Source organism: Paenibacillus sp. LHD-117 (assembly GCF_030929555.1).
In the GTDB taxonomy this organism is placed as follows: Bacteria; Bacillota; Bacilli; order Paenibacillales; family Paenibacillaceae; genus Pristimantibacillus.
In genome coordinates, this window is record NZ_JAVFVT010000015.1 from 120,472 (window position 1) to 145,860 (window position 25,389).

Sequence of the window (25,389 nt, forward strand, 5' to 3'; positions counted from 1 at the left end):
GATTGTGATGAATATCAGCAATCATGCACTAGACTATCAAACAATTCTTACGCGAGCTCCTTCTTTTAGTGTTTGCACTACATTCACGATATCATCAACCGTATCTTCATCAAACAATCCATAAACGCCTTCTTGATGGAGTGAGACAAACGGTTGATCGAGAAGCTTGCCCGGTTCCAAAATTCCATTCACCGTCAAGTAATCGATGATCATATTGATAAAATTGATTTGATTGGCGTTTAGATTGGTTCGCTGCAGCAAATTAGCAAAGGCATCCTGTGCTGCAGAACGATCTAAACCGAGCAAGCTACGAACGAATACCCCAAATGAATTTTCATTCTCAGAAACAAATTGCTTATTGAACTGCTCTCTAGTGCCAACTTGTTCTTTCTCCAACATTTCCGCAAACGCCTCAATGTCCAAAGGTGTAATTTCCTTATTCCGTCGAATTCTTTGAATGGCGATATGATCTTGATGTTTACGAATATAATCACTGATATGGCTCTTGTAATCCGTAAAGTCTCCGAATGATGGGAGCTCGCCATCAAAGTCGATATCCTTGATCAGTTCATCCACGAAATTCGTATGCACGATGATCTTCTCATCTTTATCCAGCAGTCGGATAAGCTCACGGATCACTTTACGAATTTCATGAAGCTCAATTGCGGAAGTTCTTTCGAAAAAACGAATATCCATAATACCCCGAAGCATTTCCGCATGTTGTGCAACTTGTTGAACACCTACTCTTTTCTTATAGATCTTTGCGGCGATTTCTTGCAATTGCTTTTTCCTAGCGTCAGTTCCAGTAATCACGGTAATTCCAAGCAAAGCCCTCTGCAACCTTACATGCAACAAATCGACTCGTTTTTTATCCTCCGGCTCCGAGTCGTATACCTGTTTGGCGAAGTCTCCCGTCAACAGATTCACGTCTGTCTCCTCAAGCCATTCCCAATTCTCTTGTTTACGGAACTTCAATAGGATTGGAATGAACGGACGAATTGCAAAATGATGCTCATCCATACCGCTTAGCTGCCTAGTCAGCGTATCAATAATTTCATGATGTATCGTTTTGTAAGCATCCCCTGATGCATTCAACTCTCTAACTAAATGAACACGCTCCGTGAATAGCTGCCCAGTAATATGAAGAGGTGTCGGCTTAGGATCTTCCTTCCTTCCGAACTTAAAATATTCTACATTACCGCATAAATCAAATAGTAGAGCATGGGTTTTATGCTGCCCGGATCCGAACAAGTCCTCGCACAGACGTGTCCCTCTCCCGATCATCTGCCAAAACTTCGAAAGCGAAAGAACCGGTTTAAAAACAACAAGATTGACCACTTCCGGAACATCGATACCGGTATCAAGCATATCAACGGATACCGCAATATGAGGCTCCTTATCGCTTTGTTTGAAACTTTTAATGAGCGCCTGCGGGTTCGTGACCCCGTAGTGAATCTCTGTTGCAAACTTCCCTTTGAGGTGAGGCACCATGGAATCGAATACTTCAACAATTAATTCCGCGTGCTCCTTATTCCGAGCAAAGATTATCGTTTTTCCAAGTCTGTCTCCGCCTTTAACCTTAATCCCATGCTCCATCACTTTCTCGAGAGCTTGCCTGATTGTATCTCTGTTATATAAAAATTGATTAAGATGTTGAGATTCTACCTTTTCGGATTTTTTATGAGGTAATACTTTAGCATCGTATTCTGCCTGCTCTTCCTGCAACAACTCATTCCGATTAACCCCTTCATGCATGAACTTATAGAAAATCGAAACCGGTTTAACTGGCACTAAATTGTTATCCTCAATCGCTTGATTATATTCGTAAGCGAAGGTCGGTACATTTTGCTTTAATCCAAAGAAGTTGTATGTATCATGATCGACGTCACTCTTCGGCGTAGCCGTAAGCCCCAGTAGAAGCGAGTCAAAATATTGAAATAAAAGTCCGAATTTGTTATAGATAGAGCGATGTGCTTCATCAATTATGATGAGGTCATAAAAACCAGGAGAATATTTAGGTCTTTGGCCTGGCTCAATAAAACCCATCATTGTCTGATATGTTGAAAAATAAATCCGAGCTGTAGGGTCTTCCTTATCCTCCAGTAGATTGCAAGTCGTTGCGCTAGGGAGATGCTTCTTAAATTCCTCGCAAGCTTGGCTTACAAGTTCTTTGCGATCAGCCAAGAATAATACGTTCTTCGCCCAACCTGCCCGTTGCAAGAAATCGACAAAAGCAATCGCAGTCCGTGTCTTGCCAGTACCTGTTGCCATAACAAGAAGAGCGCGGCGATGACCTTGTTCGTACGTTTCAGCTACTCTCGTAATCGCTTCGATCTGATAAACACGACCTGCGATCATCGCATTTGGCTTATACTCAGCGGTATTTTTACGCTCTGACCGCTTTTGAATGGCCCATTCGAGATCTGCCTTGGAGAAGAACGATGATACCTGCCGCTCGGGATAGAACACATCATCCCACATCCAAGTTTCATAACCATTCGTATAAAATATGACCGGACGCTGACCATATTGGTTCTCCAGCAGATCGGCGTATTGTATAGCCTGGTGTTTCCCTTCTTTGGCGCTGCGCGTTGTTTTCTTTACCTCGATGACTGCAAGAGGCAGTTCACTGTCAGACCATAGCACATAATCGCAATAACCAATCCCCGTGCGATTAGGCATACCTTCGACTTGAAATTCGCGAACATCCGTGCCATGAGGATTCCAACCGGCATCACGTAGCATGACATCTATGATTAGCTGGCGAGTACGTGCTTCGGTCTCTGGCGTTAATTCAAAGCGAGGATTGTTGCTTCTTGCTGACAGCTCTTCAATCTTTTTCTTTAGTTTTGCATTTTCCTCTTCGATCTCTTGAATCCGCGCATCCTTCTCTTGGATGTGCTTTTCTAAGCGTTGCAAATCTTCTATTGTTTCCGACACCTTATGAGAAGTTGTCGGAATAAGCTCCTGATCAAAGATCAGATTGTTCAGCGGCTCATCGAGGTAATAGTCCTGCAGCCAGTTCAAGAATAAAAATAGATGTTCAAAAATAAGCAACGCGTTGTCCTTTGTAACCGGATCGCCGTGAACTGCCATGTTACCTAACTTCACAATGAGTTTAACTGGCTGAAATAAACTCGGTTGGAGTGTCTCTAAAAACGGTTTAGCATGGATCAGATCGCTTAACGTAACCTTGTCTTTGTCCGGAAGCTCCAAATAACCATCGTGGCTATACATCCAGCGAACTGCCCGCTCCAGTGACGCGCGGCAGTAAAACAGTGATGTACGAGGATTGGCGAAGACATTCGTCTCCGCCTCAGATGCATATTCATGAAGAGCGCTCCATTGGGGATGCGCTTTTAGAAAATCAACGTTTAAGGGCATATTCATCCACCTTTGATTCACGGAATTGTAGTCGTCCGGTAAACGCTTGGTGTAGGAGGGCTTGGAAGTTTTCTTCGAGTTTGGTTAGTTGACTTATCATAAATTCCTTTTCTTGTTCAATTGTTTTAGCAAGATTAGAAAAAGCCATTTGTTTATCCAATGGCGGAACAGGAATTGATATTCCTTTAATATCTGTAGCTGTAATGTTTTTCTTAGCTGTTCTCTTTACGTGGCTATTAAGCTCACTTTGACCAGTTGTAGACGTTAAAAAGAAAAATAAATAAAATGGAGTTACAATATTTGTATTTGCTTTGAATCGCAAAACATTCGGACTAATATTCGCATTTACTAAATTTTCCGAGTTTACTAAGGCAATTTTTTTAGCTGTGGATCCATCACCTCTTACAGCCATTACAATATCATTCAACTCAATTATTGTTCTTGGATAGTCCATACTCACTTCTTCATCAATAAAGACATAGTTATTCAATTCTGGATCAACAACTCCAGAACTTAATATGTTTCCAATTCTTATCACCGGAATACCAGATGGTTTATATTCCAAACCATAAAAAGTCGGATATCTATATATTTCAGAACAAACATCATCTAGTTTTAATTTTTTCCATTGATTATCTGGATTTTCAACAAACATCTCCACGAATATTGATTTAATTAATTCATCCAGCTTGACAATAGCTTCTTTCCGCTTTTGAATCAGGGATTCCGCTTCTGCTAAAGCTGAAACAATTTTTTGTTGAATTTCTGGTACAGGCAGTTCAATGTCAAGTTCCGCCAGTACATCAATACTTATCCCCTTTACCGTGGCACCTTTACCATATGATTCAATTAACTTTTCATTGCTCTTTAAAAAGTAAAATAAGTATTTTGTTTTTAATTGAGTACTATCCTTTTTAAATCTTGATTTATTGCTACATCAATTTGATTGATAGCCACTTTTCCCAAAGCCATACGAGTAGGAATAATAACATTATTTTTTGGTATAAGCCTTGATGCTGAGTTTTTTAAGCCATGCTCTGTAATAGTCTCCTGTGATGAAGTAATGTTAGTAGTATTGAAGTCCTTAACTGAAATCCATGGAATTTCTCCATTCCAAAACTCACTTTTTTCTCTACTAGGTGTACCTCCGCCAACAATGCCAACTAAATCCCCAAGTTTCACCCCAACATCTCCTCCAATCTGCGTAAACCGTCTACAATTCCTTCTTCCAAGTTAGAGATTTCCTGAAGGATTTGCTTCGGAGGAGCATAACTTACTTCTTCGCGTACTTGCTCTTTATAACGATTAATACTGAGATCATATTTATTGGCTCTAATCTCATCCACGGATACGAAAAATGATTGCTCAGTCCGCTCACGCTTCTTTTCATCTTCAAGGTTTTTAAACCGCGCAATAATATCAGGGATGTTGTTATCATCATGCTTGCTCAAATCAAGTTCACGGCGGTTGTCATCAAGTGAATAACCATCCGCCTGCATGTCGTAGAACCACACCTGATCCGTGCCGCCGATACTTGTTTTGCGGAAGATCATTATTGCCGTTGATACCCCGGCATATGGTTTAAATACGCCAGAAGGCATGGAAATAATTGCTTCAAGCTTATGGTTATCGATGATCTCTTTACGAATAGCAACATGTGCAGTCGAGGAGCCGAATAACACTCCATCTGGTACAATAACAGCGCAGCGTCCACCATTCTTAAGCAGCCGGAGCATCAATGCAAGGAACAATAACTCAGTCTTTTTCGTTTTCACTTTCGAAAGCAAATTGTCCGCCACTTGACTATAATCAAGAGAACCTTTAAAAGGTGGATTAGCCAATACCATCGTATATTGTTCTTCTTCCGTATTACTCTTTGAAAGTGAATCCTTATATTCCATATTCGGATCTTCGATGCCATGAAGCATCAAGTTCATACTAGCAATTCGCAGCATCGTTTGATCAGTATCAAAACCGTGAATCATTTCGCTATTAAAATGCTCTTGCAGTTGCTCATTTCCTGCTTTCACGAATAATTCATCACGGTAATGTTTAAGCACGTATTCCACCGCCGCTACGAGAAATCCAGCAGTACCGCTTGCTGGATCGATGATCTTGTCTCCAGGCGTAGGCTGCATGAGATCCACCATCATTTTAATAATGTGACGTGGCGTTCGGAATTGTCCGTTCGTACCGGAGGTCGCAATTTTCGAAAGGAGATACTCGTATAGATCCCCCATTGTATCCTTCTGACCTTCTTCTTTGCCAGTATTCTTCTCATCCATCGTCGTGAGCAAATCATCGATCCCTGATATAACCCGTTGCAATAATGCAGCAGTTGGAATAATGAACACGGCATTTTCAAGATGACGTGCAAATTTGGAATCCTGACCACCGAGTTTCTTCATATGTGTAAAAGCTTCATCTTTAACGATTCTAAACATCTCTTCAGGATTTGTTTTATTTTTAAATTGTGACCAGCGGATATCGTTTTCTTCTTTAGAGAAAAATGAATTGACAGTAACAGTACCCAGTCTAGCTAGTCGATCGACCCTCTTCTGTTGCTCATCGAGCTGCCGTAAAAATAGTAAGTATGTAAACTGTTCTATTACTGACAGTGGGTTTGAAACACCTGCACTGTAAAAATGATCCCATATTGCATCTACTTTATTTCGAATTTCTCCTGTAATCATGTTCAGTTGCCCCCAGAGATGATCTAGTCATTAATAACTATTATTGTACCATTGAGAAGTCCTTAGTTCCCATTTTTATTTCCCATATTTAATTGCTAGGGAGAATAAATGCAAAAACCCGCCGATATCATTCAGGCGGGCAAACACTTTTCCAATAATCTTGTCATAAATTTGATCTTAATCTTGTTTTCAATAGTACTATCTCTATAATTTCGTTCTTATCATAATCATTAAGATTTCTATAAACCTCAACTAACTTTTTTCATAATAGTCTTCATATGTAATCCCATCTTCCGAATCTACGTCGGTTAACAACCAGTTTAAATTCACATTATATTGGGCTCTAATTGATATTAATGTTTCCGCTGAAGGATTACTATTTCCCATTTCAATTTCACTCAAGTTACCTTGAGAAATCCCTGTACTTTTTGCAAATTGAGATTGGTTTAGATTAATTTCTTTTCGGATACATTTTATCCTGTACCCAATATCACTCATCCATTTCACCACCTTTAATCAAGGTTTCATGCAAAATCATTGTTTATTAAAAAGAGGGCAGCCTGTAAATCAATCCCTCAGGCTCCCCTCTAGATGCATTAATCATTTTACATGTCGGTTCCATACATTTATTTCACTTGACACTTGGTAATTTTCTAATTATTCCTTTATTCGACAGTCACGCTCTTCGCCAAATTCCTAGGCTTATCAACATCATGCCCCAGCGCCAGCGACGCGTAGTACGACAGCAGCTGCAGCGGCACGACGGCCAGCGCAGGCGACAGAATCGGCAGCGTCTTCGGAATCGCGAAGATTTCGTCGACGGACTTGGCGACTTCGGTCTCGAAGCCACTGTTCGCGATCGCCAGGACATGCGCGCCGCGCGCCTTCACTTCCTTGATGTTGCTTAGCGTCTTCTCGTAGAGCGCTTCTTGCGTCACCAACGAGATGACAGGCACGCCCTCTTCGATCAGTGCCAGCGTTCCGTGCTTCAGCTCGCCCGCAGCGTACGCTTCGGAGTGGATGTACGAAATTTCTTTCAGCTTCAGCGAGCCCTCTTGCGCAACGGCGTAGTCGACGCCGCGGCCGATGAAGAACAGACTTTTATGATGCGCCATGGATTCAGCCACTTGCTTGAGCACAGGCGCTTGCTCCAAAATGCTTTCGACTTGCTCCGGCAAGGCATGCAGTCCTTCAATCAGCTCTTCGACAGCCGATTGCTCCTGCGAACCAAGCACGCGTGCCAGGTGCAAACCGAACAGATAGAATGCGATCAACTGCGACGTATACGCCTTTGTCGACGCGACTGCGATTTCCGGTCCGGCCCATGTCGTAATCACATCGTTCGCCTCGCGGGCGACGGAGCTACCGACAACGTTCGTGATCGCAAGCACGCGAGCGCCGTTCTTCTGCGCTTCACGCAGCGCCGCTAGCGTATCCGCCGTTTCGCCGGACTGACTGACGACAATGACGAGCGTATCCGGGGTAATGATCGGCGAACGGTAGCGGTATTCCGATGCCACGTCGTTCTCTACCGGAATGCGCGCCAGCGACTCGATGACCGACTTGCCAACAAGACCGGCATGGTACGCGGTGCCGCATGCGACAATATGCACCTTGCGGATCGAGCGAATGTATTCATCCGACATATTCAGCTCTTTCAGATTGACGGATTTCCCGTCATCCGCGATTCTTCCGAGCATCGTGTCGCGGTAAGCCTTCGGTTGTTCGTGGATTTCTTTCAGCATAAAGTGATCGAATCCCGCTTTCTCCGCGGTTACCAAATCCCAATCGACATGAAATATTTCCTTGGAAATATTTTCTCCATCGGTCGTCATCAGTTCGACACCGCCGCGCGTCAACACGGCCATCTCGCCGTCGTTCAAAATATACACATTCCGAGTATGTTCCAAAATAGCCGGAATATCCGATCCGATAAAATTTTCGCCTTCGCCGACACCAATGACGAGCGGGCTGGCGAAACGTACGGCAACGAGTCGCTCCGGCTCGTATTCCGTAAGAACGCCGAGCGCGAACGCGCCGCGCATCCGTTTCACCGCGCGCTGCACCGCTTCGACAATGTTGCCGTCGTATTCGTCGGCGACAAGATGCGAGATGACCTCCGTGTCCGTCTCCGACACGAATACGTGGCCTTTCGCGATCAGCTCATCCTTCAGATCCAAGTAGTTTTCGACAATGCCGTTATGCACGACCGAGAACTTCGAGGAATTGTCCGTATGCGGATGGGAATTCACGTCGGACGGCTTGCCGTGCGTCGCCCAGCGCGTATGTCCGATACCGACGGAACCTTCCAGCGGATCATCTTTCAGCTTATCTTCCAGCACCGCGAGGCGGCCTTTCGACTTCTTGATCTCGAGACCATTGCTTGTAAAAACGGCAATCCCTGCCGAATCGTATCCACGGTACTCCAGCTTCTTCAAACCCTCGAGCAAAATTCCCTGCGAATCCCGATTACCAATATATCCTACAATTCCACACATAATTGAACAAACCTCCGTTAACGGTATATTTCCCCGTCCAGACGGATGCCAACCTTACGCGGCACAGGCAAAATATGAAGTTGTCACTTATGATTTCTTGAACGTACGCGTTCGAACAGAAGGTCGCCATGCCGAAATCGGCCATGCCCCTCTAGATATCCGAACACTATCTATGATTGCGAAAAAAAAGTGCGTCAAACCAACCCCATCGCCCGTGCCTTCCCCACAGGAGGCACCCTAGGACACTCGGGAGCAAAAAACTTTCTGCCGCAGCCCGCCGTACGTTTGTCGGATCGGTCGCCCAATCGTTTTGCGTATCGGCTTTCGGTTGGCCGCTATATACCGGAAGGTCCCCGCCGAAATTTCGAACACCTTCACCTCGTCAGCTTCCCGTATGAAGATCCGTCACGCACCCTATAGAAGCGGCATCATCCGGCATCTTTCATCACGCAAGCTCTGGCGCTTATAAATCCCTTGTAACCTCGGCCCTCTCTTTCCTTCTTGAATGAAAATCCTATGTCCTATCATATTCATTTTGACGCGCCCGTGCAACCATTTTCTGAAAATGAGCACAAGCCGTTTCCACAAACAGAAGCGAAGCGCTCCAGTATTAGACAATTCGCCCGGGTCGTCGACACTGCTTCCGTTACTATTCTATGCGCGATCAGCCTGTCTCCGGCCTGCATTTAAACGATTTCACACGGCAAATGCCGGCCGCGAGCCTCTAGGGCGATTCCCGCGGCCGGCTCCCCGTTGCCGGAATATGCCAGATTAAATTAACCTAATTCACGTTTCACCACGTTAGCGATCTGGTCGACATAGGCTTCTACTTGCTCCTTGTCCGGACCTTCCGCCATGACGCGGATGAGCGATTCGGTACCCGACGGGCGCACGAGAACGCGGCCATTGTCGCCCAGTTCATCTTCCACCTGCTTCACGGCTGCAAGAATGGCTTCATTGCCGTTGTATAGGCTCTTGTCGGCAACGCGGACGTTGACGAGCTTCTGCGGATATTTGCGCATGAGACCCTTCAGCTCGCTGAGCTTCTTGCCGGAAGCGGCCACCGTGTCAACCAGCTGCAATGCGGTCAGGATGCCGTCTCCCGTTGTAATGTAGTCGAGGAAAATCACATGGCCGGACTGCTCGCCCCCCAGATTGTAGCCGCCGCGGCGCATCTCTTCCATGACGTAACGGTCGCCGACCGCCGTCTGTGCCGTCTTCAGGCCGATGCTCTCCGCGCCCTTGAAGAAGCCGATGTTCGCCATGACCGTCGTTACGACCGTGTCATGCGCGAGTTTGCCTTCCCGCTTCAACCGGTCGCCGATAATGCACAGGATGAAGTCGCCGTCCACCTCTTCGCCCTTGTCGTCGATCGCGATCAACCGGTCGGCGTCGCCGTCGAAGCTGAGGCCGAGATCGGCGCCATGCTCGAGCACCTTCTCGCGAAGGTATTCCGGATGCGTCGAACCGACGCCCGCGTTAATGTTGCGGCCGTCCGGCTCCGCGCCTACCGTCGTAATGCTGGCGCCCAGCTCGCGGAATACGGCCGGAGCCAACTCGTAAGCGGCGCCGTTCGCGCAGTCGAGTACGATCTTGAGGCCGCCGAAGCTGCCGCCGATCGTCGTCTTCAAATAATCCAGGTAACGTTTCTTCGCGCCTTCGTCGACCGTCACGGAGCCGATATCGCCGCCCTCCGGACGAGGAAGCTCATCCTTCTGCGCGTCGATCAGCGCTTCGATCTCCAGCTCAGTCTCGTCGGACAGCTTAAAGCCGTCGCCCGCAAAAAACTTAATGCCGTTATCTTCCACCGGATTATGCGACGCGGAGATCATAACGCCCGCGTCGGCGCCCAGTTCCTTCGTTAAGTAAGCGACCGCCGGCGTCGACACGACGCCAAGGCGCACGACGCTCGCGCCGATCGACAACAATCCCGCGATAAGCGCCGACTCCAGCATAGGTCCGGAAATACGCGTATCGAGGCCGATGACGACCTTCGGCTTGCTAGCCGTTCTCGTTAATACATATCCGCCGCAGCGGCCGATCTTGTAGGCCAGCTCCGGCGTCAATTCTCTATTGGCGACGCCGCGAACGCCGTCCGTTCCGAAATACTTCCCCATCTTCCATGATCTCCTTTAAGTACGGTTAATGTTTCGACTCCTGTTACGAATACGCATGAACCCATTAGACGGTTACTGTCGTCTTCTGGAAGATGTCATCTTCGCTGTTCCAAATGTCCTTCTCCCTGCCGGTCCAGTCCGGCTCGGGAGCGTTCCCGCTTGCCAGCGACTGCGTCTGGCTGCCGGTACTTGGCTCGCCATTATCGGCCGTGCCGTTATTGCCGCCATTCTGACTCTCGTCGGCCTCTCCCGGCGGCTCTGACGGCGTACCGCCGACCTCGACATCTTCCGGTGGTTCCCCGCCGCCGGAAGAGGCCGTTCCTTCGATAATCTCGACCGATACAGTCAGCGGCTGCCCATCGCTTAATACCGCTTCGACGTACGGCGGCAGCTCCAGCTCAACCGGCACGGTGTGGACGCCGGGTGTGAGCCCTTCAACATTCGCCGTAATAACGACATCTGTTTCCTTGACGTCTTTTAGTACCGCTTCCGCGCCAGTAAGCTGCAAATTCATGCGCCCGCTCTCGGGCGATCGCAGGATGGCCGACATACCTTCCGGCGTACCGATGACCGAGACTTTTAAATTCTCCAGCGTCCGCGTCGCTGTTTTCTCAACGACGACGTCCAGCGTAATCTCGCCTGGCGACACCGAGTGGATCCCGTCGATCGGGGACGCCTTCACCTTGATCTCGCCGGACTGCTTCACCTTGCTCAGATCGAGCACCGCGCCGTCGTAGATTTGAATGGCATCCAGCTTGTCCTGCTCGGCGTACACGGTCACCTGTTCCGTTTCCGGCTTAACCGAGACGAGACTCAGATTCTCGTCCAGCGTGCCGCTGTAGCGGATCTGGAGCGGCACTTGCTTGAACGGCAGCGTAACCGGCGCTTCCGCGTGGACGGTGCTAGGCGTGACGAACGCGCCCGTCATCTCCACGCCTTCGGTATCGTAGACGACGACCTTCGCCTTCTTGTTCGAGACGGTCTTGTCCGCTCCGGCGACGTCCAGCGTAACGGCGACGACGCCGACGCGTCCCATATCGTCCTTCGGCAGCGTCACTTCCGCGACGCCTCCGTTCTCCGCTACGATCTCCGGCGTGCCAAGCATGTAGCCCTCTGCCGGCTCCCCTTCCGTAATGACCTGGATATCAAACGATTTGGTCACGATTTCTTCGATCTGAACGGTGATTCGGCGCGGAGACAGCTCGACCTCCCGAATGCCCTTCGGAAGCTTTATGGTGAGCGGAAGCTCTTGAATGCCCGGCTTCACGTTCGATAGATCGACGTTCACGACATAATCGTCGTTCGACGCCGCGAGCAGCTTGGAGATGCTGCCTTCGACGACCAGACGCGTGACCGTCGGCTCCATGGCCGTCAGCACGTATTTGGTCTGATCGAGTCCGATCGGCACGATCGTCGCCGCTTCGATCACCTTGGTGTCGACGCTGGACGTGGCCGTCTGAGGCGACGTCTCCGGATCGACATGTATCATCGCGAACAATAGCAGTCCAAGAAGGACGGATATGATTTTCAGCGCCGTAGGGTGGCTTAGCCATTTGTCCATCTTCTAGTCCCCCTTCCGCTTCCAGAACGCGGGTTTAGCGCTGCCGCGCTCCTTCCCGCGCACGTTCGCTTTCGGAGTCAGCTCCTCGAACAGCTTCGAGATCAGCGATTCTTCGTTAATGTCCCTAACGATCATGCCGTTCAGCGACAGCGACACTTGTCCCGTCTCCTCCGACACGACGACGGACAGCGCGTCGCTTATCTCGGATACGCCGATGGCGGCCCGATGGCGAGTGCCGAGCTCCTTGCTGATGAACGGATTCTCCGACAACGGCAAGTAGCAGCCCGCGGCCATAATTTGATTGCCCCGAATAATAATGGCTCCGTCGTGGAGCGGCGTGTTCGGGGTGAAGATATTAATAAGCAGCTCCGACGTAATTCTCGATTCCATGGAGATGCCCGATTCGATCATCTCGCTGAGGCCCGTCTGCCTCTCGAAGACGATCAGCGCGCCGATCTTGCGCTTCGCCATATGCTGCACGGCGCGTATGACTTCGTCGATCTGCTCGCTCAGCGCGGTCTTCTCCGGACTGTTGGAGCGCGAGAAAATATTCCCGCGCCCTAGCTGCTCCAACGCCCGGCGCAGCTCCGGCTGGAACAAAATGATCACGGTAACGATACCGAGCGTGAACATCTGATTCATAAGCCACTTCAGCGTATATAAATTTAACCACGTACTGATCGCCCATGTCGCGATAAGCACGAAGATGCCTTTGAGCAGCTGCACGGCACGGGTGCCGCGGACAAGCAAAATCATTTTATAAATAATAAAGCTTACGATACCTACGTCTATAAGGTCTTTCAGCCAATCCTGCCATGTTGAATCCGTAAAGTAGCTCATGCGTCCACCCCCAACTACAGTTCGCGTATATCTCTATTATCGCATTTCAACTGTATTGTTTTCTACTTTTCCGGATGGAAATCCTCTAATTTGAAAAAAAATGCTCCCCTCCGGGAGGGAAGCCGTTGTTACCGCATAAGAATGTACATGTTTCCGAGTCTGTTTCTCATGGAGTTGCTCCGGCGCCGCTGAACGTGGAGATGACCTTGTACCAGAACCAGTCGAGCGCCTGGTCGATCGTGCGGCTCTGCCCCGCGATATGGCCGGTCGACGCGAGCACCATGGATCCGTCGATAACCGTGACGTCGCCCTCCACAGAACCTTGAACCTCAAGCTTGCCGTTCTCTACCGTCAAATTGCCGGTGAGCTCAACGCCTTCCGGAACGATGACGGTGTTGCCGTCGATGACGACATTTTGCAGATCCTCGCCCGATACGGTCAGCTTCGAATCCTGCTCCCAGGTCGCGAACATGCTTCCCATCATAACGAGCAGAAATACCGCGGCCGCCGTAATCCCCGGATAGCGGTAGATCATGCGGATGAACCTGTTCCGCTCCTTGGCCTTGCCCTTCGGCAACGACGCCATAATCCGGTTCTTCAGCTCACTGGATGCCTCCGCATCGTAACCCGATACGGCCGAGGCCGCTCCATCCATGGCCAGGAATGCCGCAGCATCGGTCTTCTCCAGCTGTTCGAACCGAGCTCGGCAGTCCGGGCAATTATTCATATGCGCATGTAAGGCGCCCTTCTCTTCTCGCGGCAGCTCGCCGTCCAGATAATCGTGAATTTTGACGATGGCGACTTTGCATTCCATAGCAGCCATTCCTTTCTCTTCTTGCTGATGTGCATAATCTCGGTATAGGATACGTATCAATCGAGGGGATGTTTCATTTTTTTTTGCTTATGTACGATGGATCAATGACGACTTAACTTCGTCCGTTACAAACGGTGCTCCAGCTTCTTTCGAAGAAACTCCCGTCCGCGATGGACCCGGGTTTTGATCGTCGTTACCGGCATGCCAAGAATGTCCCCGACTTCCTGCAAGGACAAGTCCTGTATATATCTGAGCATCATGACCGACTTGTACTTCGGCGGCAGCGTCTCCATCGCCTGATGAATAATGCGCTGCGTGTCGGACAGGATCAGCTCCGACTCCGGCGTACGGTTATCGCTAGGAATCATCGAATAACCGTCCAGTCCCTCGTATTCGCTCGACTCCGCGTCCAAGGAATAGGTCGGCTTGCGCTTGCGCAGCCTGTCGATGCACAGGTTCGTCGCGATCCGATAAATCCAAGTCGAGAACTTCAACGACTCGTCGAATCGATCCAAGTTTTTATACACGCGAAGGAACGTCTCTTGGACGACATCCTCCGCCTCCTGCCGGTTGCTGAGCATTCGGTAGGCCATATGGAAGAGCTTATCCTGATACAGGTCCACAAGCTCTTCGAAAGCTTGCTGGTCGCCTTTCAGCGCTAACCTCGCAAGCTGGTTCTCCAGCACATTCACCTTGTCTATTCCTCCAAACTTCCGGTCCGACGGGCTCTCCGCCATATCTCAATCGAAATCGATAAAGCCTAAGCTTCGATACGATGCGCAATCACCATAGAATAACCATACAACGACGCACTCTTTAAAAAATGGTAATCGACTGGCACCAAAAAAGCAAGAGAGAACGCGAACAAACCTTACATCCGCTTGTCGAAAATAGGACTGGACAGTAAACGAAAAGCCGTACCCGAAGGCACGGCTCATTGCTCATTGCTGCTTGCCAGCATCCCTACAAAGAATTGGTCTTCAATCCTTCAAGCACCTTGGCGATGGTAGTCGTCGGAATCGCGAAGCCGATGCCCTGCGCTTCCGCGTTCACTGCCGTGTTGATGCCGATCACCTCGCCCTGCTCGTTCAGCAGCGGCCCGCCGGAGTTGCCGGGATTGATCGACGCGTCCGTCTGCAATAGATGCTCGTAGGTATGTTCGCCCTGCTCGTCCTGGATTGTAATCGGACGTTCCTTGGCGCTCAGTACCCCCGTCGTCAGCGTATGGTCGAAGCCGTACGGGTTGCCGATCGCCAGCACCCAGTCGCCGACGCTCGTCTCGTCCGAGTTGCCAAGTTCAAGCGCAGGGAAGTCTCCGCCATTCGGATCCGTGACCTTCAATACCGCCAGATCCAGCTCGTAGCTGGAACCCAGCACCTCCGCCGTGAGCGGCTCGTCGTAGCCCTGTATCGTCACCTTCACTTCTTTGGCGCCGGAGATCACATGCTCGTTCGTCAGAATGTATCCTTCCTTATCGAAGAAGAACCCCGTGCCGGAGCCGGACAGCTGCAGCTCCCCGCTTCCTTCCTGCGTACCCTGGTCTTGTCCTTCCGTCCCATCGCCCCTGCCGTTCATGTCGCCAAAAAATTGCCGGAACATCGGGTCGTCCATCATGCTGGAGCGCTGCGGCTCGGTGTAATTCTCGATCTTCACGACGGCCGGGCTCGCTTGTTCGTAGACTGACGCAATATCGTCGCTCGTATTCAGCGAAGCGGTCGATATGCCTGCGCCCTGACCGGCGTTATTGTTCGCCGACTGACCGGTCGCCGGTTGCTCCCCGCCTGTCCCGCCCGTGAACAAGTTGCCCTTGTCCGCCGTGTATGCCAGTCCGCCGATGAGGATTGCGCCTGCCAAGAAAGCAGCCACCATCGGCAACGCCGGGTTCATTTTGCTGCGTTTTTTTGCACCTTTGGATGTACCGATTTCCTTATAATAAGCTTCGAATTGCGGAGCCGTGCGCGTAATCGCTGCCGCCTGGATCGTCTCCGCTTTCTCTGTCGTCTCTGCCGTTTCTGTCGTCTCTGCCGTTTCTGTCGTCTTCGCGTTTTGCGCCTGCTCGTTCTTGTATGTTTCCCATTCTCTCATTCGTGTCATCCTCCCATGCCAGATTATCTAGCTGCTATTGTCTCATCTGATAGCTCTATCATGAGGGATGTTCCTTAAACCAATCTTAACTCAGCCTAAAAGCTCCCTAAAAACAAAAAAGCCAGCCACGTTTCAAAATAGTGGCTGGCTGGAGCGTCTTATTCGGCTTATTACGGTTATTAGCCCGTGTTCCGAAGGCCGGCTGCAATGCCGTTGATCGTAAGCAGCACTTCGCGCAGCAGCTCGGGATCGTCTTCTTCGTTCGCGCGCAGGTCGCGAAGCTCCGTCAGCAGCTGCACTTGCATGTAGCTGAGCGGATCGACGTACGGATTGCGCAGACGGATCGATTCTTGAATGACCGGCACGTTGTCCAAAATTTCGTCTTGGCCCGTAATTTGCAGAATCAGCGAAGATGTCAGCTTGTGTTCGTCTTCGATCTGCGTGAAGATCCGGTCTCGGATGCTTTGGTCCTTGATCATGTCGGCGTATTCCTTCGCGATCAGAAGATCGGCCTTCGCAAGCGCCATCTGCAGATTGTCGATCAGCGAACGGAAGAACGGGAATTGCTCGTACATCGTTCGAAGCGTCGCGAGCTTCGACTCATCGCCACCCGCATACGTTTGAAGCGCTGTACCTGCGGCGTACCAAGCGGGAAGCAAGTAACGGCTCTGCGTCCAAGCGAATACCCATGGAATCGCGCGAAGATCCTCGAACCGGTCGCTGTTCTTCCGCTTGGAAGGACGGGAACCGATATTGAGCTCGCCCACTTCCGGAAGTGGCGTCGACTCCTTGAAGAATGTCAGGAAGTCCGGATCGCGGAAGATCAGGTCCTGATACTTGTTCAGCGCGGTCTCCGAGATGGAACGCGCGATCGCATCCCATTCAGCTTCCGCCGCCGACTCTTGCTGCGGATATTTCGCCAGGCGCGCCGCCGTGACAAGCGCCCAAGTCGCTTGCTCCAAGCTGCGGTACGCGATGCCTTGCATGGAGTAACGGGAGGACAAGACCTCGCCTTGCTCCGTAATCTTAATGCCCCCGCCGATTGTGTGCGGCGGTTGGGCCAGAATGCTGCGGTTCAGCGGCATACCCCCGCGGCCAAGCGCGCCTCCGCGGCCGTGGAAGAACTTCAGCTTCACGTCGTATTCCTTGCCTGCGGCCGTAATTTCCTTCAGCGCGACGCGCAGCTCCCAGTTCGCCGTGACGACGCCGCCGTCCTTGTTGCTGTCGGAGTAACCGAGCATGATCTCGTGCAGGTTCCCTCTTGCTTCTACCGCCTTGCGGTAGACCGGCAGCTCGAAAAGCTCCTTCATGATAGACGGGGCCGCATGAAGGTCGTCGATCGTCTCGAAGAGCGGCACGGATTGCAGCGTGCAGCGAACCGTACCGTCGGCTTCCTTGCGGAACAAGCCGACTTCCTTCGCGAACACCATCACTTCCAGCATGTCGCTGGCCGCTTGAGTCATGCTGATCAGGTAGCTTGTAATGCAGCTTTCGCCGAATTCCTGTTGCGCGCGATAAATCGTCTGGTACACGTCCAGACATTCGCGCGTCGAATCGGAATAATCCAAGTGGCTCGATGTGAGCGGACGCGGATCGTTGAGCAAACGATGCAGCAGCTCCGTCTTCTCCTCTTCAGAGAGCGACGCGTAATCGGAGACAATATGCATCTTCGCCAAAATCTCCGCCATCGCGTTCTCGTGTTCCTGGCTATGCTGACGAACGTCCAGCGCCATCAGGTGGAAGCCGAACAGCTCCACTTGGCGGACGAGCGTAGCAAGATCCGTATCGGCGACGTAATCGGCATAGTGGTTGCGCAGACTGCGGTCGATGACCATCAAATCCTCGCGCAGCTCGCTAGGATTGTTATAGCGCATCGGCGAGCCCTTAAGCGATTCGTCGCGCGTATTCGCCAGCTTCTCCAGCATGAAGCCGAGCTTGATGCGGTACGGCTCCTTCGCGTTGCGCCACAAGTCGACGCATTTCAGCTCGACATGCTCGCGGTCCGTGCGGATCGATTCCAGCAGCTCGTCGGATACCGCGACGAGATTGGTGCTGAAGCTGAGCAGGTCCATCAGGACGTTCAGCTTCTCTTCGTATTTGCGGATCGCCAATTGACGATGCATTTGGAGCGTCTCCCAGGTAACATTGGCCCTTACGGAAGGGTTGCCGTCGCGGTCGCCGCCGATCCAAGAGCCGAATCGGAGGTAAGCCGGCACATGCCAATGCTCGTCAGGATAATATTTGGACAGGCAGCGTTCAAGCTCCTCGTATACGCTTGGCAGTACTTCGAACAGCGTTTCGTCAAAATAATAAAGGCCGTTCCGCACTTCGTCGATGACGGTAGGCTTGCGGTCGCGAAGCTCGTCGGTCTGCCACAGGATCAGCACTTCGTTCAGCAGCTTCTCCTTCAGCTTCTCGCGCTCGCGGAACGTGAGGGTCGGATTGTCAAGCTGCATGACATCTTCGGCGATGCGCTTGTGGATGTCGAGCACCGCCTTGCGCGTCGCTTCCGTCGGATGCGCCGTCATGACCAGCTCTAGGGAAATGCCGCTCAGAATGTCTTGGACGTCATGAACCGCGATGCCCCGTTCCTTCAAATCTTGGATCGCGCTCTCGATGGAGCCGCGCTGAACCGATTCGCCGGCGGATACTTCGTAGTCCCGCTTCCGTCTGATGCGGTGATTCTGCTCCGCGATGTTGACCAGCTGGAAGTAGATGGCGAACGCGCGAATGACTTGGTGGCGAATCTCCGGGCTCAGCGAAGATACTTTGGTCTTGAATTGGTCGAACAGCTCCGGCACGAATTCCGCTCGAAGCGCCTTGCTCTGCTCCCGAATTTGCTCGACAATGTCCAGCAGCTCGCGGCCGCCTTGGTGTACGAGCACTTCGCCAAGAATGTTGCCAAGGAAGCGCACGTCCCGTCTGAGCAAATTGTTGGTGCTTGTCCGACTAGCCGACGTAGATGATACAGATTGTTCCGACATACCGTTCCTCCTACAAATCTGTGCAGCAAACCCACTTTGAAAGCATCCGCTCAACTGACGCACATGCCTAATCCAATATCGTAAGGTTACTCTCAGTTAATGGCGTAATCACTCCTACCATCATACTACAAAATACCCCGTCATTGAAGCCCTGCCGTGTAATCCGTTCGCGCCAAAAAGCCGAAATCGCGCGCCGGGCGCGGATTTTCGACTGCTTTTTCGCTTTAGCGCGACTCCACTATGCTATATCATACGCTTCGAGCCAGTAATCGCTCCAGCACGAGGGCCACGCCATCGTCGTCGTTGCTTGCCGTCGTTTCGCTCGCGATTGTCTTAAGCTCGGGCACCGCATTGCCCATCGCGACCGCATGTCCGGCCATTCGGAACATATCGAGATCGTTATGGTCGTCTCCGAAGACGGCCACTTGAGCCGTCTCTATGCCGTAGTGGCCGCATAACCGTGCGATCCCCGTCGCCTTCGAAACGGAAGGATTCATGATCTGAATCAACTTCCCTCCATCGGTGACGACAAACCGGGTCGAATGGGCGAACTCTCGGCTTAGCTGTTCGGATTCCTCAAGCTCCGAGATCAATATTTTCGTGGCGGCCCGGCTTGCAAGCTCTTCGGCGGAAGCAAGCTCCGGACGAAACTTCGAATGATAGAACGCGGCGTCCGCAACTTCTCGATTCGCATACCATAAGTCGTTCACTTCCAAACTGAGATGCGCGTCCGGAAACCGCTCTGCGCAAAAGTTGACGATCGTGGCCGTCAATTTGTTGGACAGCGGCCGATGCTCATCGATCCCGGCCCCCGTATCCCGCACGATGGCGCCATTATAATAAACGCAGGCCGACCGATCCAGCAGCTCGCGCGGCAACAGCTCCTTCACGGAGCGCGGCGGCCTTGCCGTCGCAATAATCAATCGCAACCCATGGTCCAAGCAACTCAGGACAGCCTGCAAGTTACGTTCCGATACTTGCTTCCGCCCGTTCAGCAACGTACCGTCCAGATCCAGCGCAACAGCGGATATTTTCAAGCTTTAGCCCCCCTCTCAACGAATACTTCGCGATGAATACAAAAAAAACCTTCTGCATCGCAGAAGGCTGTCGGTTATCATACTGGAGCGGGTGATGGGAATCGAACCCACGCTATTAGCTTGGAAGGCTAAAGTTCTACCATTGAACTACACCCGCATTATGAATGGTCGGGACGACACGATTTGAACATGCGACCCCCTGGTCCCAAACCAGGTGCTCTACCAAGCTGAGCTACGTCCCGAGAGTAAAACAACGTATTCATAAGTGAAAATGGCGCGGCCTAAGAGATTCGAACTCCTGACCTTTTGATTCGTAGTCAAACGCTCTATCCAGCTGAGCTAAGGCCGCAAAAACTATGGAGCGGAAGACGGGAATCGAACCCGCGACCCTCGCCTTGGCAAGGCGATGCTCTACCGCTGAGCCACTTCCGCACGGTAACTTTGTCAGCCGATAAATCATTCAATTCATCGCGGCGACAAGTAATAATATATCACCCTGAAAAACAAAATGCAACTCTTTTTTCGTGAAAACTTAAACTTTTTTATAAAAAATCGGCATTCCCGCTCCCATAAACACAATAGGACCCCATTCCGTCGAAGAATGAGGTCATTAAATATCTATGTGGCAAATGATCGGATTATGCCCCTGCCGCCGTTAAAGGCTGCTGCTGTTCGTCTTGGCCTTGCGTGCCGGCTCCCATTACTTTGTCCGCTGTCGGCAAACCGGCGAGCGCAAAAGGAAGGCACAACGGAACGCCCGTCCTTGGGTCCGGTACGATATCCGCTTCGATGTTAAATACTTCGCGCATAATATCAGGCGTGATGACTTCGATCGGCGAACCTTCGCCGCGCACGACGCCGCTCTTGATCGCGATCATATGATGAGCATAACGCGCCGCATGGTTCAAATCGTGTACAACCATGACGATCGTCCGGTTATTTTTCTCGTTCAGCTTCTGCAGCAAGTGAAGCACTTCCAGCTGATGCGCCATGTCGAGGAACGTCGTCGGTTCGTCCAGGAACAGAATATCCGTCTCTTGAGCCAGCGCCATGGCAATCCACGCGCGTTGCCTCTGACCGCCTGACAGCTGGTCGACCGGCCGGTCCGCGAATTCGCCCATGCCCGTTGCTTCGATCGCCCACTGCACGACGCTGCGGTCTTCCTTGCTCATGGAACCGAAGCCCTTCTGGTAGGGGAAACGTCCGTAAGAGACAAGCTCCGCGACGGTCAGTCCGTCCGGCGCCGTAGGGTTCTGCGGCAGAATCGCGAGCTGCTTCGCCACTTCCTTCGTTGACTGCTTATGAATCGACTTGCCGTCCAGAAGCACGTTGCCCTTCGACGGGTTCATGATCCGGGCCATTGTCTTCAGAATGGTGGACTTGCCGGAGCCGTTCGCTCCCACAAGCGCGGTAACCTTCCCCTGAGGAATGGAAATGTTTAAATTTTGGACAATGAGACGGTCGTCATAAGAAATAGCCAAGTCCGAAGTTTTCAGACGAATCATGGTGGTGCACGCTCCTCCCGCTGCGCCCGGCGCAGACAGCATATCCTAATAGATGAAAACGATTATCAACAACATATTAATGATAATTGTTCTCAGAGTCGTTGTCAATGCCAATCTTCATCCATGCTTCATGATTGAATCGCGTTTTTTAGGTTTCCGATTTGAACCGAGTGGTTACTTTTCGTATACTGGGTGGTAAGGAGAGGATAACCATGATGACTAGAAGATTTTCGTTAGCGGAAGCAAACGCGCTGCTCCCCGAGGTACAGCGGAATCTAAAGCAGCTGCAAGAGCTCTCCGAGAAGCTGGAGGAGCAATATATCCATTACCGCAAAGTGAAGGCGGGGCACGGGGAACAATCCGGCGAACTCCTGTTCGAGATGGAAAGCCAGATGGACTTTAAGCAAATGGAATTACAGATCTATATGCAGAACTTCGCCCGTCAAGGCGTCCTGCTCAAAATGATTCAACCCGGACTCATCGATTTCCCTGCCATCATGGACGGCGAAGAGGTACTGCTATGCTGGAAGGAAGGCGAGGAGCGCATCACGCAATATCATGGCTGGCATGACGGCTTCGGCGGACGCAAGCCGCACCCCGACGCCTAGAAGGGAGTACCCTAATTCCCATGGTCCATATATACAGCAAAAAACCCTTCGTCTCCGAAGGGTTTCTTCATGTTATGGTGCGCGTAGAGGGACTTGAACCCCCACGGTCGCCCGCTAGATCCTAAGTCTAGTGCGTCTGCCAATTCCGCCATACGCGCGTGGTTAACTCTAGAATTAGATCATACACGATTTTTGTATTCCGTGCAAGTCTAATTTAACTGGAAAAACGAAAACCGCCACTCGACTTTGCGATTTGTAACCGCCCGACCATAAGGGCGCAACTAGATGAAGTTATGCAGGTAAAAGTAAAACGCTCGCCTAGCCGACATAGTCAGCTAGGCGCAGCTTTTAAACTTCGGCTTCCTCCTGCTTGTCCACCGCATTGAGCCTTAGCGATGCTTTCAAGATTTGATGGTTATCCATCTCGACGATCGTCCAGCGATGGCGGCCATGTTCGATCGGCGCCGGTTCTTCCTCGGAAGAGAACTGCTGCACCTGCAGCCAGCCGCCAATCGTATCGACGCCAAAATCATTTTCGAATTTGATGCCGAAACGCGTCTCAATGTCCTCCAACAAAACAAGGCCGCTCAATACGTATTCGTTATCGGATTTCTTGACCACATCCGGCTGTTCATCGCTGTCGAACTCGTCTCGGATCTCGCCTACGATCTCCTCCAATATATCCTCCATTGTGATGATGCCGGCAGTACCGCCATATTCGTCAATAACAAGGGCAATATGGACGCCTTTCTTCTGCATCTTCATGAGCACATCCTGCAGAGGGGCCGTCTCATGGACCGTTCCGATCTCATGGATCATATCCTTCATCGGAGTCGAACGATTGAGCGCGATAGCTGTCACCAATTCCTTGGCGTTCAGAAACCCGATGACTTTATCTTTATCGCCATCCTGCGTAACGGGATAACGCGTGTACTCATGTCTGTCGATAATGGCGAGCACTTCGTCTCTCGTCATCTGAATGTCAATCGCAATCGCCTGCATGCGCGGTACCATGACATCCTTCGCCACGCGTTCGTCGAATGCGAATATATTTTGCATGTACGCAAGCTCCGTTTGGTTGATTTCGCCGCTCTTGAAGCTTTGCGCCATAATAATTTTCAGCTCTTCCTCCGAATGTGCTTGTTCATGGCCGGCCGGCTGAACGCCGAACATACGTAGAAATACGCGTGCCGAACCGTTCAGAACCCAGATCAGCGGGAATAAAATTTTGCCGAACAATACAAGCGGTCCCGCCAACATAAGCGTCATGCGTTCCGCGAATTGAATCGCGAGCGTCTTGGGAGCCAGCTCGCCGAACACTACATGCAAGAACGTCATTAACGACAGGGCCAACGCGTAGGAAATTGGAGTAGCCCATGCATCCGAGATGCCCCAGTTATGGAAGATCGGGTGAAGAATCTTTTCGATCGTCGGTTCGCCGAGAGCGCCAAGTCCCAACGCCGTTACCGTAATACCGAGCTGACATGCCGATAAGTAATAATCCAGATCCGTTACGAGCCTCTTTGCAGCGACCGCTTTCTTATTTCCTTCCGCAATCAACTGATCGATTCGGGAAATTCTGACTTTTACGACCGCGAATTCGGATCCAACGAAAAACGCAGTCATGACGATAAGCAGCGCAACCAAAAGCAGATTAATTAAGATGGCTAAGTCCAATTCGTTCCCTCTATATTGAGGGACTCACCTCCTACATATTTAAAAAAATCATCATTTCTTTAATACGCGCATTTTTGTTCCATGTTTCATATCTTTTGCTTGGTTGATGTTTATTATGATAAATTTCTCAGTCATTAGATGTACACCCATAAGACGACTCGCGAATAGAATACCTAAGCTCAACCACAGCTTTGCTAATGACTTGTATAACAATTCAAACAGGAGTGATAACAACATGTCATTTTTCCCGCCATTCGGTCCTCCTTTCGGACCTCCGGGACCTCCGTTTGGTCCAGGACCGGGTCCAGGCCCCGGACCATCGCCCGGGCCATTTCCAGGACCTTCCCCAGGCGGTCCGCAGGCGGCGCCGTCCTCGCCGCCGCCTTCGTTCGTTCCGCAGCAGCCTAGCGCATCGTTGTTGGCCGTAGACCCTGGCGGAATCCGCCGCTGCGTATTCCGTTTCACGTATATTTGGATGCACAACGGCAGCCAATTCTGGTTTTTCCCCGTATTCGTCGGACCGCGTTCCATTGCCGGTTTTAGATGGACCGGATTTTTCTGGATTTACGCCGGCTTCGATTTAAGATCGATCGAGTCCTTTACTTGCGTCTAGCCCTTTGCATATCCAGTGCGAACGAATATCTAAATACGAGCAGCAAAAAACCCTTCGTTTCCGAAGGGTTTCTTCATGTTATGGTGCGCGTAGAGGGACTTGAACCCCCACGGTCGCCCGCTAGATCCTAAGTCTAGTGCGTCTGCCAATTCCGCCATACGCGCGTGGGTGATGCTTGGTTAAATAACTGGTGAGCCATGAAGGACTCGAACCTTCGACACCCTGATTAAAAGTCAGGTGCTCTACCAACTGAGCTAATGGCTCTTAATAAAATGGCTGGGGATCTAGGGATCGAACCTAGGAATGACGGAGTCAAAGTCCGTTGCCTTACCGCTTGGCTAATCCCCAGCGAACGGTATGGTGGAGGATGACGGGATCGAACCGCCGACCCTCTGCTTGTAAGGCAGATGCTCTCCCAGCTGAGCTAATCCTCCATGAATGGTGACCCGTAGGGGATTCGAACCCCTGTTACCTCCGTGAAAGGGAGGTGTCTTAACCCCTTGACCAACGGGCCTAAAAGTTTTGCGAAGCAAAACTGCTTCGTAAGCAATGTTCGTCTTGCGCTGCTGTAAGGTTTCCTAGATGGGAATGGAGCTCTCAACCGGGATCGAACCGGTGACCTCATCCTTACCATGGATGCACTCTACCTACTGAGCTATGAGAGCTTATGGCTCCCCGAACAGGACTCGAACCTGTGACAACTCGATTAACAGTCGAGTGCTCTACCAACTGAGCTATCAGGGAACATTAAACATTTTGTTGAAAATGCGTCCTTGAGCTTGAGCGGCTAAGAGACAAAATTAGTCCAAGGCTTGCGCCCTGAAAACTGGATACGAAAGGTTTGCTGAACCTTATAGCTGTTGCTTGTCGCTTGTATGAGCGGATCAAGCGTGTAGGATAAGCCCTCGACCGATTAGTATTCGTCAGCTCCACACATTGCTGTGCTTCCACCCCGAACCTATCAACCTCGTCG

At 50.8% G+C, this 25,389-nt stretch carries 17 protein-coding genes, 12 tRNA genes and 1 pseudogene; 2 read left to right on the plus strand and 28 right to left on the minus strand.

The window, feature by feature from the left end:
• Window positions 1-36 precede the first annotated feature (36 nt).
• From RB620_RS13820 to RB620_RS13910, 19 genes and pseudogenes are all read right to left on the minus strand, one after another.
• On the minus strand, window positions 37-3,384 hold the full coding sequence (locus RB620_RS13820) for a DEAD/DEAH box helicase family protein (RefSeq protein WP_308095193.1): 3,348 nt from the start codon (window positions 3,382-3,384) through the stop codon (window positions 37-39).
• Window positions 3,368-4,039 carry a restriction endonuclease subunit S gene (locus tag RB620_RS13825; protein WP_308095232.1) on the minus strand — a complete coding sequence of 224 codons (672 nt, stop codon included), beginning with the start codon at window positions 4,037-4,039 and terminating at the stop codon, window positions 3,368-3,370. The genes RB620_RS13820 and RB620_RS13825 overlap by 17 nt, the downstream gene beginning before the upstream one ends.
• A gap of 99 nt (window positions 4,040-4,138) precedes the next feature.
• Window positions 4,139-4,566, minus strand: a pseudogene (locus RB620_RS13830) (restriction endonuclease subunit S); the annotation flags it as partial.
• Window positions 4,563-6,077, minus strand: a complete 1,515-nt coding sequence (locus RB620_RS13835) for a class I SAM-dependent DNA methyltransferase (RefSeq protein WP_308095198.1) — start codon at window positions 6,075-6,077, stop codon at window positions 4,563-4,565. The gene RB620_RS13835 and the pseudogene RB620_RS13830, both read right to left, overlap by 4 nt.
• 252 nt (window positions 6,078-6,329) lie before the next feature.
• The gene (locus RB620_RS13840) at window positions 6,330-6,575 is read right to left on the minus strand and encodes a helix-turn-helix domain-containing protein (protein WP_308095199.1); all 246 of its coding nucleotides are present in this window, start codon (window positions 6,573-6,575) and stop codon (window positions 6,330-6,332) included.
• A gap of 167 nt (window positions 6,576-6,742) precedes the next feature.
• Window positions 6,743-8,575, minus strand: coding sequence for a glutamine--fructose-6-phosphate transaminase (isomerizing) (gene glmS / locus RB620_RS13845; protein ID WP_308095201.1), 1,833 nt, complete (start codon window positions 8,573-8,575; stop codon window positions 6,743-6,745).
• A gap of 776 nt (window positions 8,576-9,351) precedes the next feature.
• Complete coding sequence (gene glmM, locus RB620_RS13850) at window positions 9,352-10,692, minus strand: phosphoglucosamine mutase (RefSeq protein WP_308095203.1); 1,341 nt, start codon at window positions 10,690-10,692, stop codon at window positions 9,352-9,354.
• Between the two features lie 64 nt (window positions 10,693-10,756).
• Entirely contained in the window at window positions 10,757-12,253 is a 1,497-nt protein-coding gene (locus RB620_RS13855) for a CdaR family protein (protein ID WP_308095205.1), read from the minus strand.
• 3 nt (window positions 12,254-12,256) lie between these two features.
• Entirely contained in the window at window positions 12,257-13,093 is an 837-nt protein-coding gene (gene cdaA, locus RB620_RS13860; protein ID WP_308095207.1) for a diadenylate cyclase CdaA, read from the minus strand.
• 166 nt (window positions 13,094-13,259) lie between these two features.
• Window positions 13,260-13,916: a zf-HC2 domain-containing protein gene (locus RB620_RS13865; RefSeq protein ID WP_308095208.1), complete on the minus strand. Its 657-nt coding sequence runs from the start codon at window positions 13,914-13,916 to the stop codon at window positions 13,260-13,262.
• A gap of 116 nt (window positions 13,917-14,032) precedes the next feature.
• Window positions 14,033-14,599 (minus strand): RNA polymerase sigma factor SigW, encoded by a 567-nt coding sequence (sigW, locus tag RB620_RS13870; protein ID WP_308095209.1) that lies wholly within the window; start codon window positions 14,597-14,599, stop codon window positions 14,033-14,035.
• 271 nt (window positions 14,600-14,870) lie between these two features.
• On the minus strand, window positions 14,871-15,992 hold the full coding sequence (locus tag RB620_RS13875) for a S1C family serine protease (protein ID WP_308095211.1): 1,122 nt from the start codon (window positions 15,990-15,992) through the stop codon (window positions 14,871-14,873).
• Window positions 15,993-16,171: 179 nt separating this feature from the next.
• Window positions 16,172-18,976: a phosphoenolpyruvate carboxylase gene (gene ppc / locus RB620_RS13880; protein WP_308095212.1), complete on the minus strand. Its 2,805-nt coding sequence runs from the start codon at window positions 18,974-18,976 to the stop codon at window positions 16,172-16,174.
• Between the two features lie 248 nt (window positions 18,977-19,224).
• Window positions 19,225-20,013, minus strand: a complete 789-nt coding sequence (locus tag RB620_RS13885; protein WP_308095214.1) for an HAD family hydrolase — start codon at window positions 20,011-20,013, stop codon at window positions 19,225-19,227.
• 83 nt (window positions 20,014-20,096) lie between these two features.
• Window positions 20,097-20,170 (minus strand) — tRNA-Gly (locus tag RB620_RS13890).
• A gap of 8 nt (window positions 20,171-20,178) precedes the next feature.
• Window positions 20,179-20,255: transfer RNA gene (locus RB620_RS13895), tRNA-Pro, on the minus strand.
• A gap of 30 nt (window positions 20,256-20,285) precedes the next feature.
• Window positions 20,286-20,362 (minus strand) — tRNA-Arg (locus tag RB620_RS13900).
• A gap of 8 nt (window positions 20,363-20,370) precedes the next feature.
• Window positions 20,371-20,445, minus strand: a tRNA-Gly gene (locus RB620_RS13905).
• 206 nt (window positions 20,446-20,651) lie between these two features.
• A complete protein-coding gene (locus tag RB620_RS13910; RefSeq protein WP_308095216.1) occupies window positions 20,652-21,518 on the minus strand; it encodes an ABC transporter ATP-binding protein in 867 nt (288 codons plus the stop codon).
• Window positions 21,519-21,730: 212 nt separating this feature from the next.
• Here RB620_RS13910 and RB620_RS13915 point away from each other — a divergent pair, with 212 nt between their 5' ends.
• Window positions 21,731-22,126 (plus strand): DUF2203 domain-containing protein, encoded by a 396-nt coding sequence (locus tag RB620_RS13915; protein WP_308095217.1) that lies wholly within the window; start codon window positions 21,731-21,733, stop codon window positions 22,124-22,126.
• Between the two features lie 75 nt (window positions 22,127-22,201).
• Here the strand turns inward: RB620_RS13915 and RB620_RS13920 are convergent.
• Both RB620_RS13920 and RB620_RS13925 read right to left on the minus strand, forming a co-directional pair.
• A tRNA-Leu gene (locus RB620_RS13920) sits at window positions 22,202-22,284 on the minus strand.
• A gap of 190 nt (window positions 22,285-22,474) precedes the next feature.
• A complete protein-coding gene (locus RB620_RS13925) occupies window positions 22,475-23,803 on the minus strand; it encodes a hemolysin family protein (protein ID WP_308095219.1) in 1,329 nt (442 codons plus the stop codon).
• A gap of 235 nt (window positions 23,804-24,038) precedes the next feature.
• On the opposite strand from RB620_RS13925, the gene RB620_RS13930 reads away from it, so the two are divergent.
• Entirely contained in the window at window positions 24,039-24,416 is a 378-nt protein-coding gene (locus RB620_RS13930; protein ID WP_308095220.1) for a collagen-like protein, read from the plus strand.
• A gap of 81 nt (window positions 24,417-24,497) precedes the next feature.
• Here the strand turns inward: RB620_RS13930 and RB620_RS13935 are convergent.
• The 7 genes from RB620_RS13935 to RB620_RS13965 all read right to left on the minus strand — a co-directional run bounded on the left by RB620_RS13935 (window position 24,498) and on the right by RB620_RS13965 (window position 25,160).
• A tRNA-Leu gene (locus RB620_RS13935) sits at window positions 24,498-24,580 on the minus strand.
• 24 nt (window positions 24,581-24,604) lie between these two features.
• Window positions 24,605-24,680, minus strand: a tRNA-Lys gene (locus RB620_RS13940).
• 9 nt (window positions 24,681-24,689) lie between these two features.
• A tRNA-Gln gene (locus RB620_RS13945) sits at window positions 24,690-24,764 on the minus strand.
• 10 nt (window positions 24,765-24,774) lie between these two features.
• A tRNA-Val gene (locus tag RB620_RS13950) sits at window positions 24,775-24,850 on the minus strand.
• Window positions 24,851-24,855: 5 nt separating this feature from the next.
• A tRNA-Glu gene (locus tag RB620_RS13955) sits at window positions 24,856-24,930 on the minus strand.
• 75 nt (window positions 24,931-25,005) lie between these two features.
• Window positions 25,006-25,081 (minus strand) — tRNA-Thr (locus tag RB620_RS13960).
• Window positions 25,082-25,084: 3 nt separating this feature from the next.
• Window positions 25,085-25,160 (minus strand) — tRNA-Asn (locus RB620_RS13965).
• Window positions 25,161-25,389 lie beyond the last annotated feature (229 nt).

Bases quoted from the DNA above. Each gene is read 5' to 3' on its own strand.
- RB620_RS13820 (WP_308095193.1), bottom strand. From the start codon at position 3,384: ATGCCCTTAAACGTTGATTTTCTAAAAGCGCATCCCCAATGGAGCGCT.
- RB620_RS13825 (WP_308095232.1), bottom strand. From the start codon at position 4,039: ATGTTTGTTGAAAATCCAGATAATCAATGGAAAAAATTAAAACTAGAT.
- RB620_RS13835 (WP_308095198.1), bottom strand. From the start codon at position 6,077: ATGATTACAGGAGAAATTCGAAATAAAGTAGATGCAATATGGGATCAT.
- RB620_RS13840 (WP_308095199.1), bottom strand. From the start codon at position 6,575: ATGAGTGATATTGGGTACAGGATAAAATGTATCCGAAAAGAAATTAAT.
- glmS (WP_308095201.1), bottom strand. From the start codon at position 8,575: ATGTGTGGAATTGTAGGATATATTGGTAATCGGGATTCGCAGGGAATT.
- glmM (WP_308095203.1), bottom strand. From the start codon at position 10,692: ATGGGGAAGTATTTCGGAACGGACGGCGTTCGCGGCGTCGCCAATAGA.
- RB620_RS13855 (WP_308095205.1), bottom strand. From the start codon at position 12,253: ATGGACAAATGGCTAAGCCACCCTACGGCGCTGAAAATCATATCCGTC.
- cdaA (WP_308095207.1), bottom strand. From the start codon at position 13,093: ATGAGCTACTTTACGGATTCAACATGGCAGGATTGGCTGAAAGACCTT.
- RB620_RS13865 (WP_308095208.1), bottom strand. From the start codon at position 13,916: ATGGCTGCTATGGAATGCAAAGTCGCCATCGTCAAAATTCACGATTAT.
- RB620_RS13875 (WP_308095211.1), bottom strand. From the start codon at position 15,992: ATGAGAGAATGGGAAACATACAAGAACGAGCAGGCGCAAAACGCGAAG.
- ppc (WP_308095212.1), bottom strand. From the start codon at position 18,976: ATGTCGGAACAATCTGTATCATCTACGTCGGCTAGTCGGACAAGCACC.
- RB620_RS13910 (WP_308095216.1), bottom strand. From the start codon at position 21,518: ATGATTCGTCTGAAAACTTCGGACTTGGCTATTTCTTATGACGACCGT.
- RB620_RS13915 (WP_308095217.1), top strand. From the start codon at position 21,731: ATGATGACTAGAAGATTTTCGTTAGCGGAAGCAAACGCGCTGCTCCCC.
- RB620_RS13930 (WP_308095220.1), top strand. From the start codon at position 24,039: ATGTCATTTTTCCCGCCATTCGGTCCTCCTTTCGGACCTCCGGGACCT.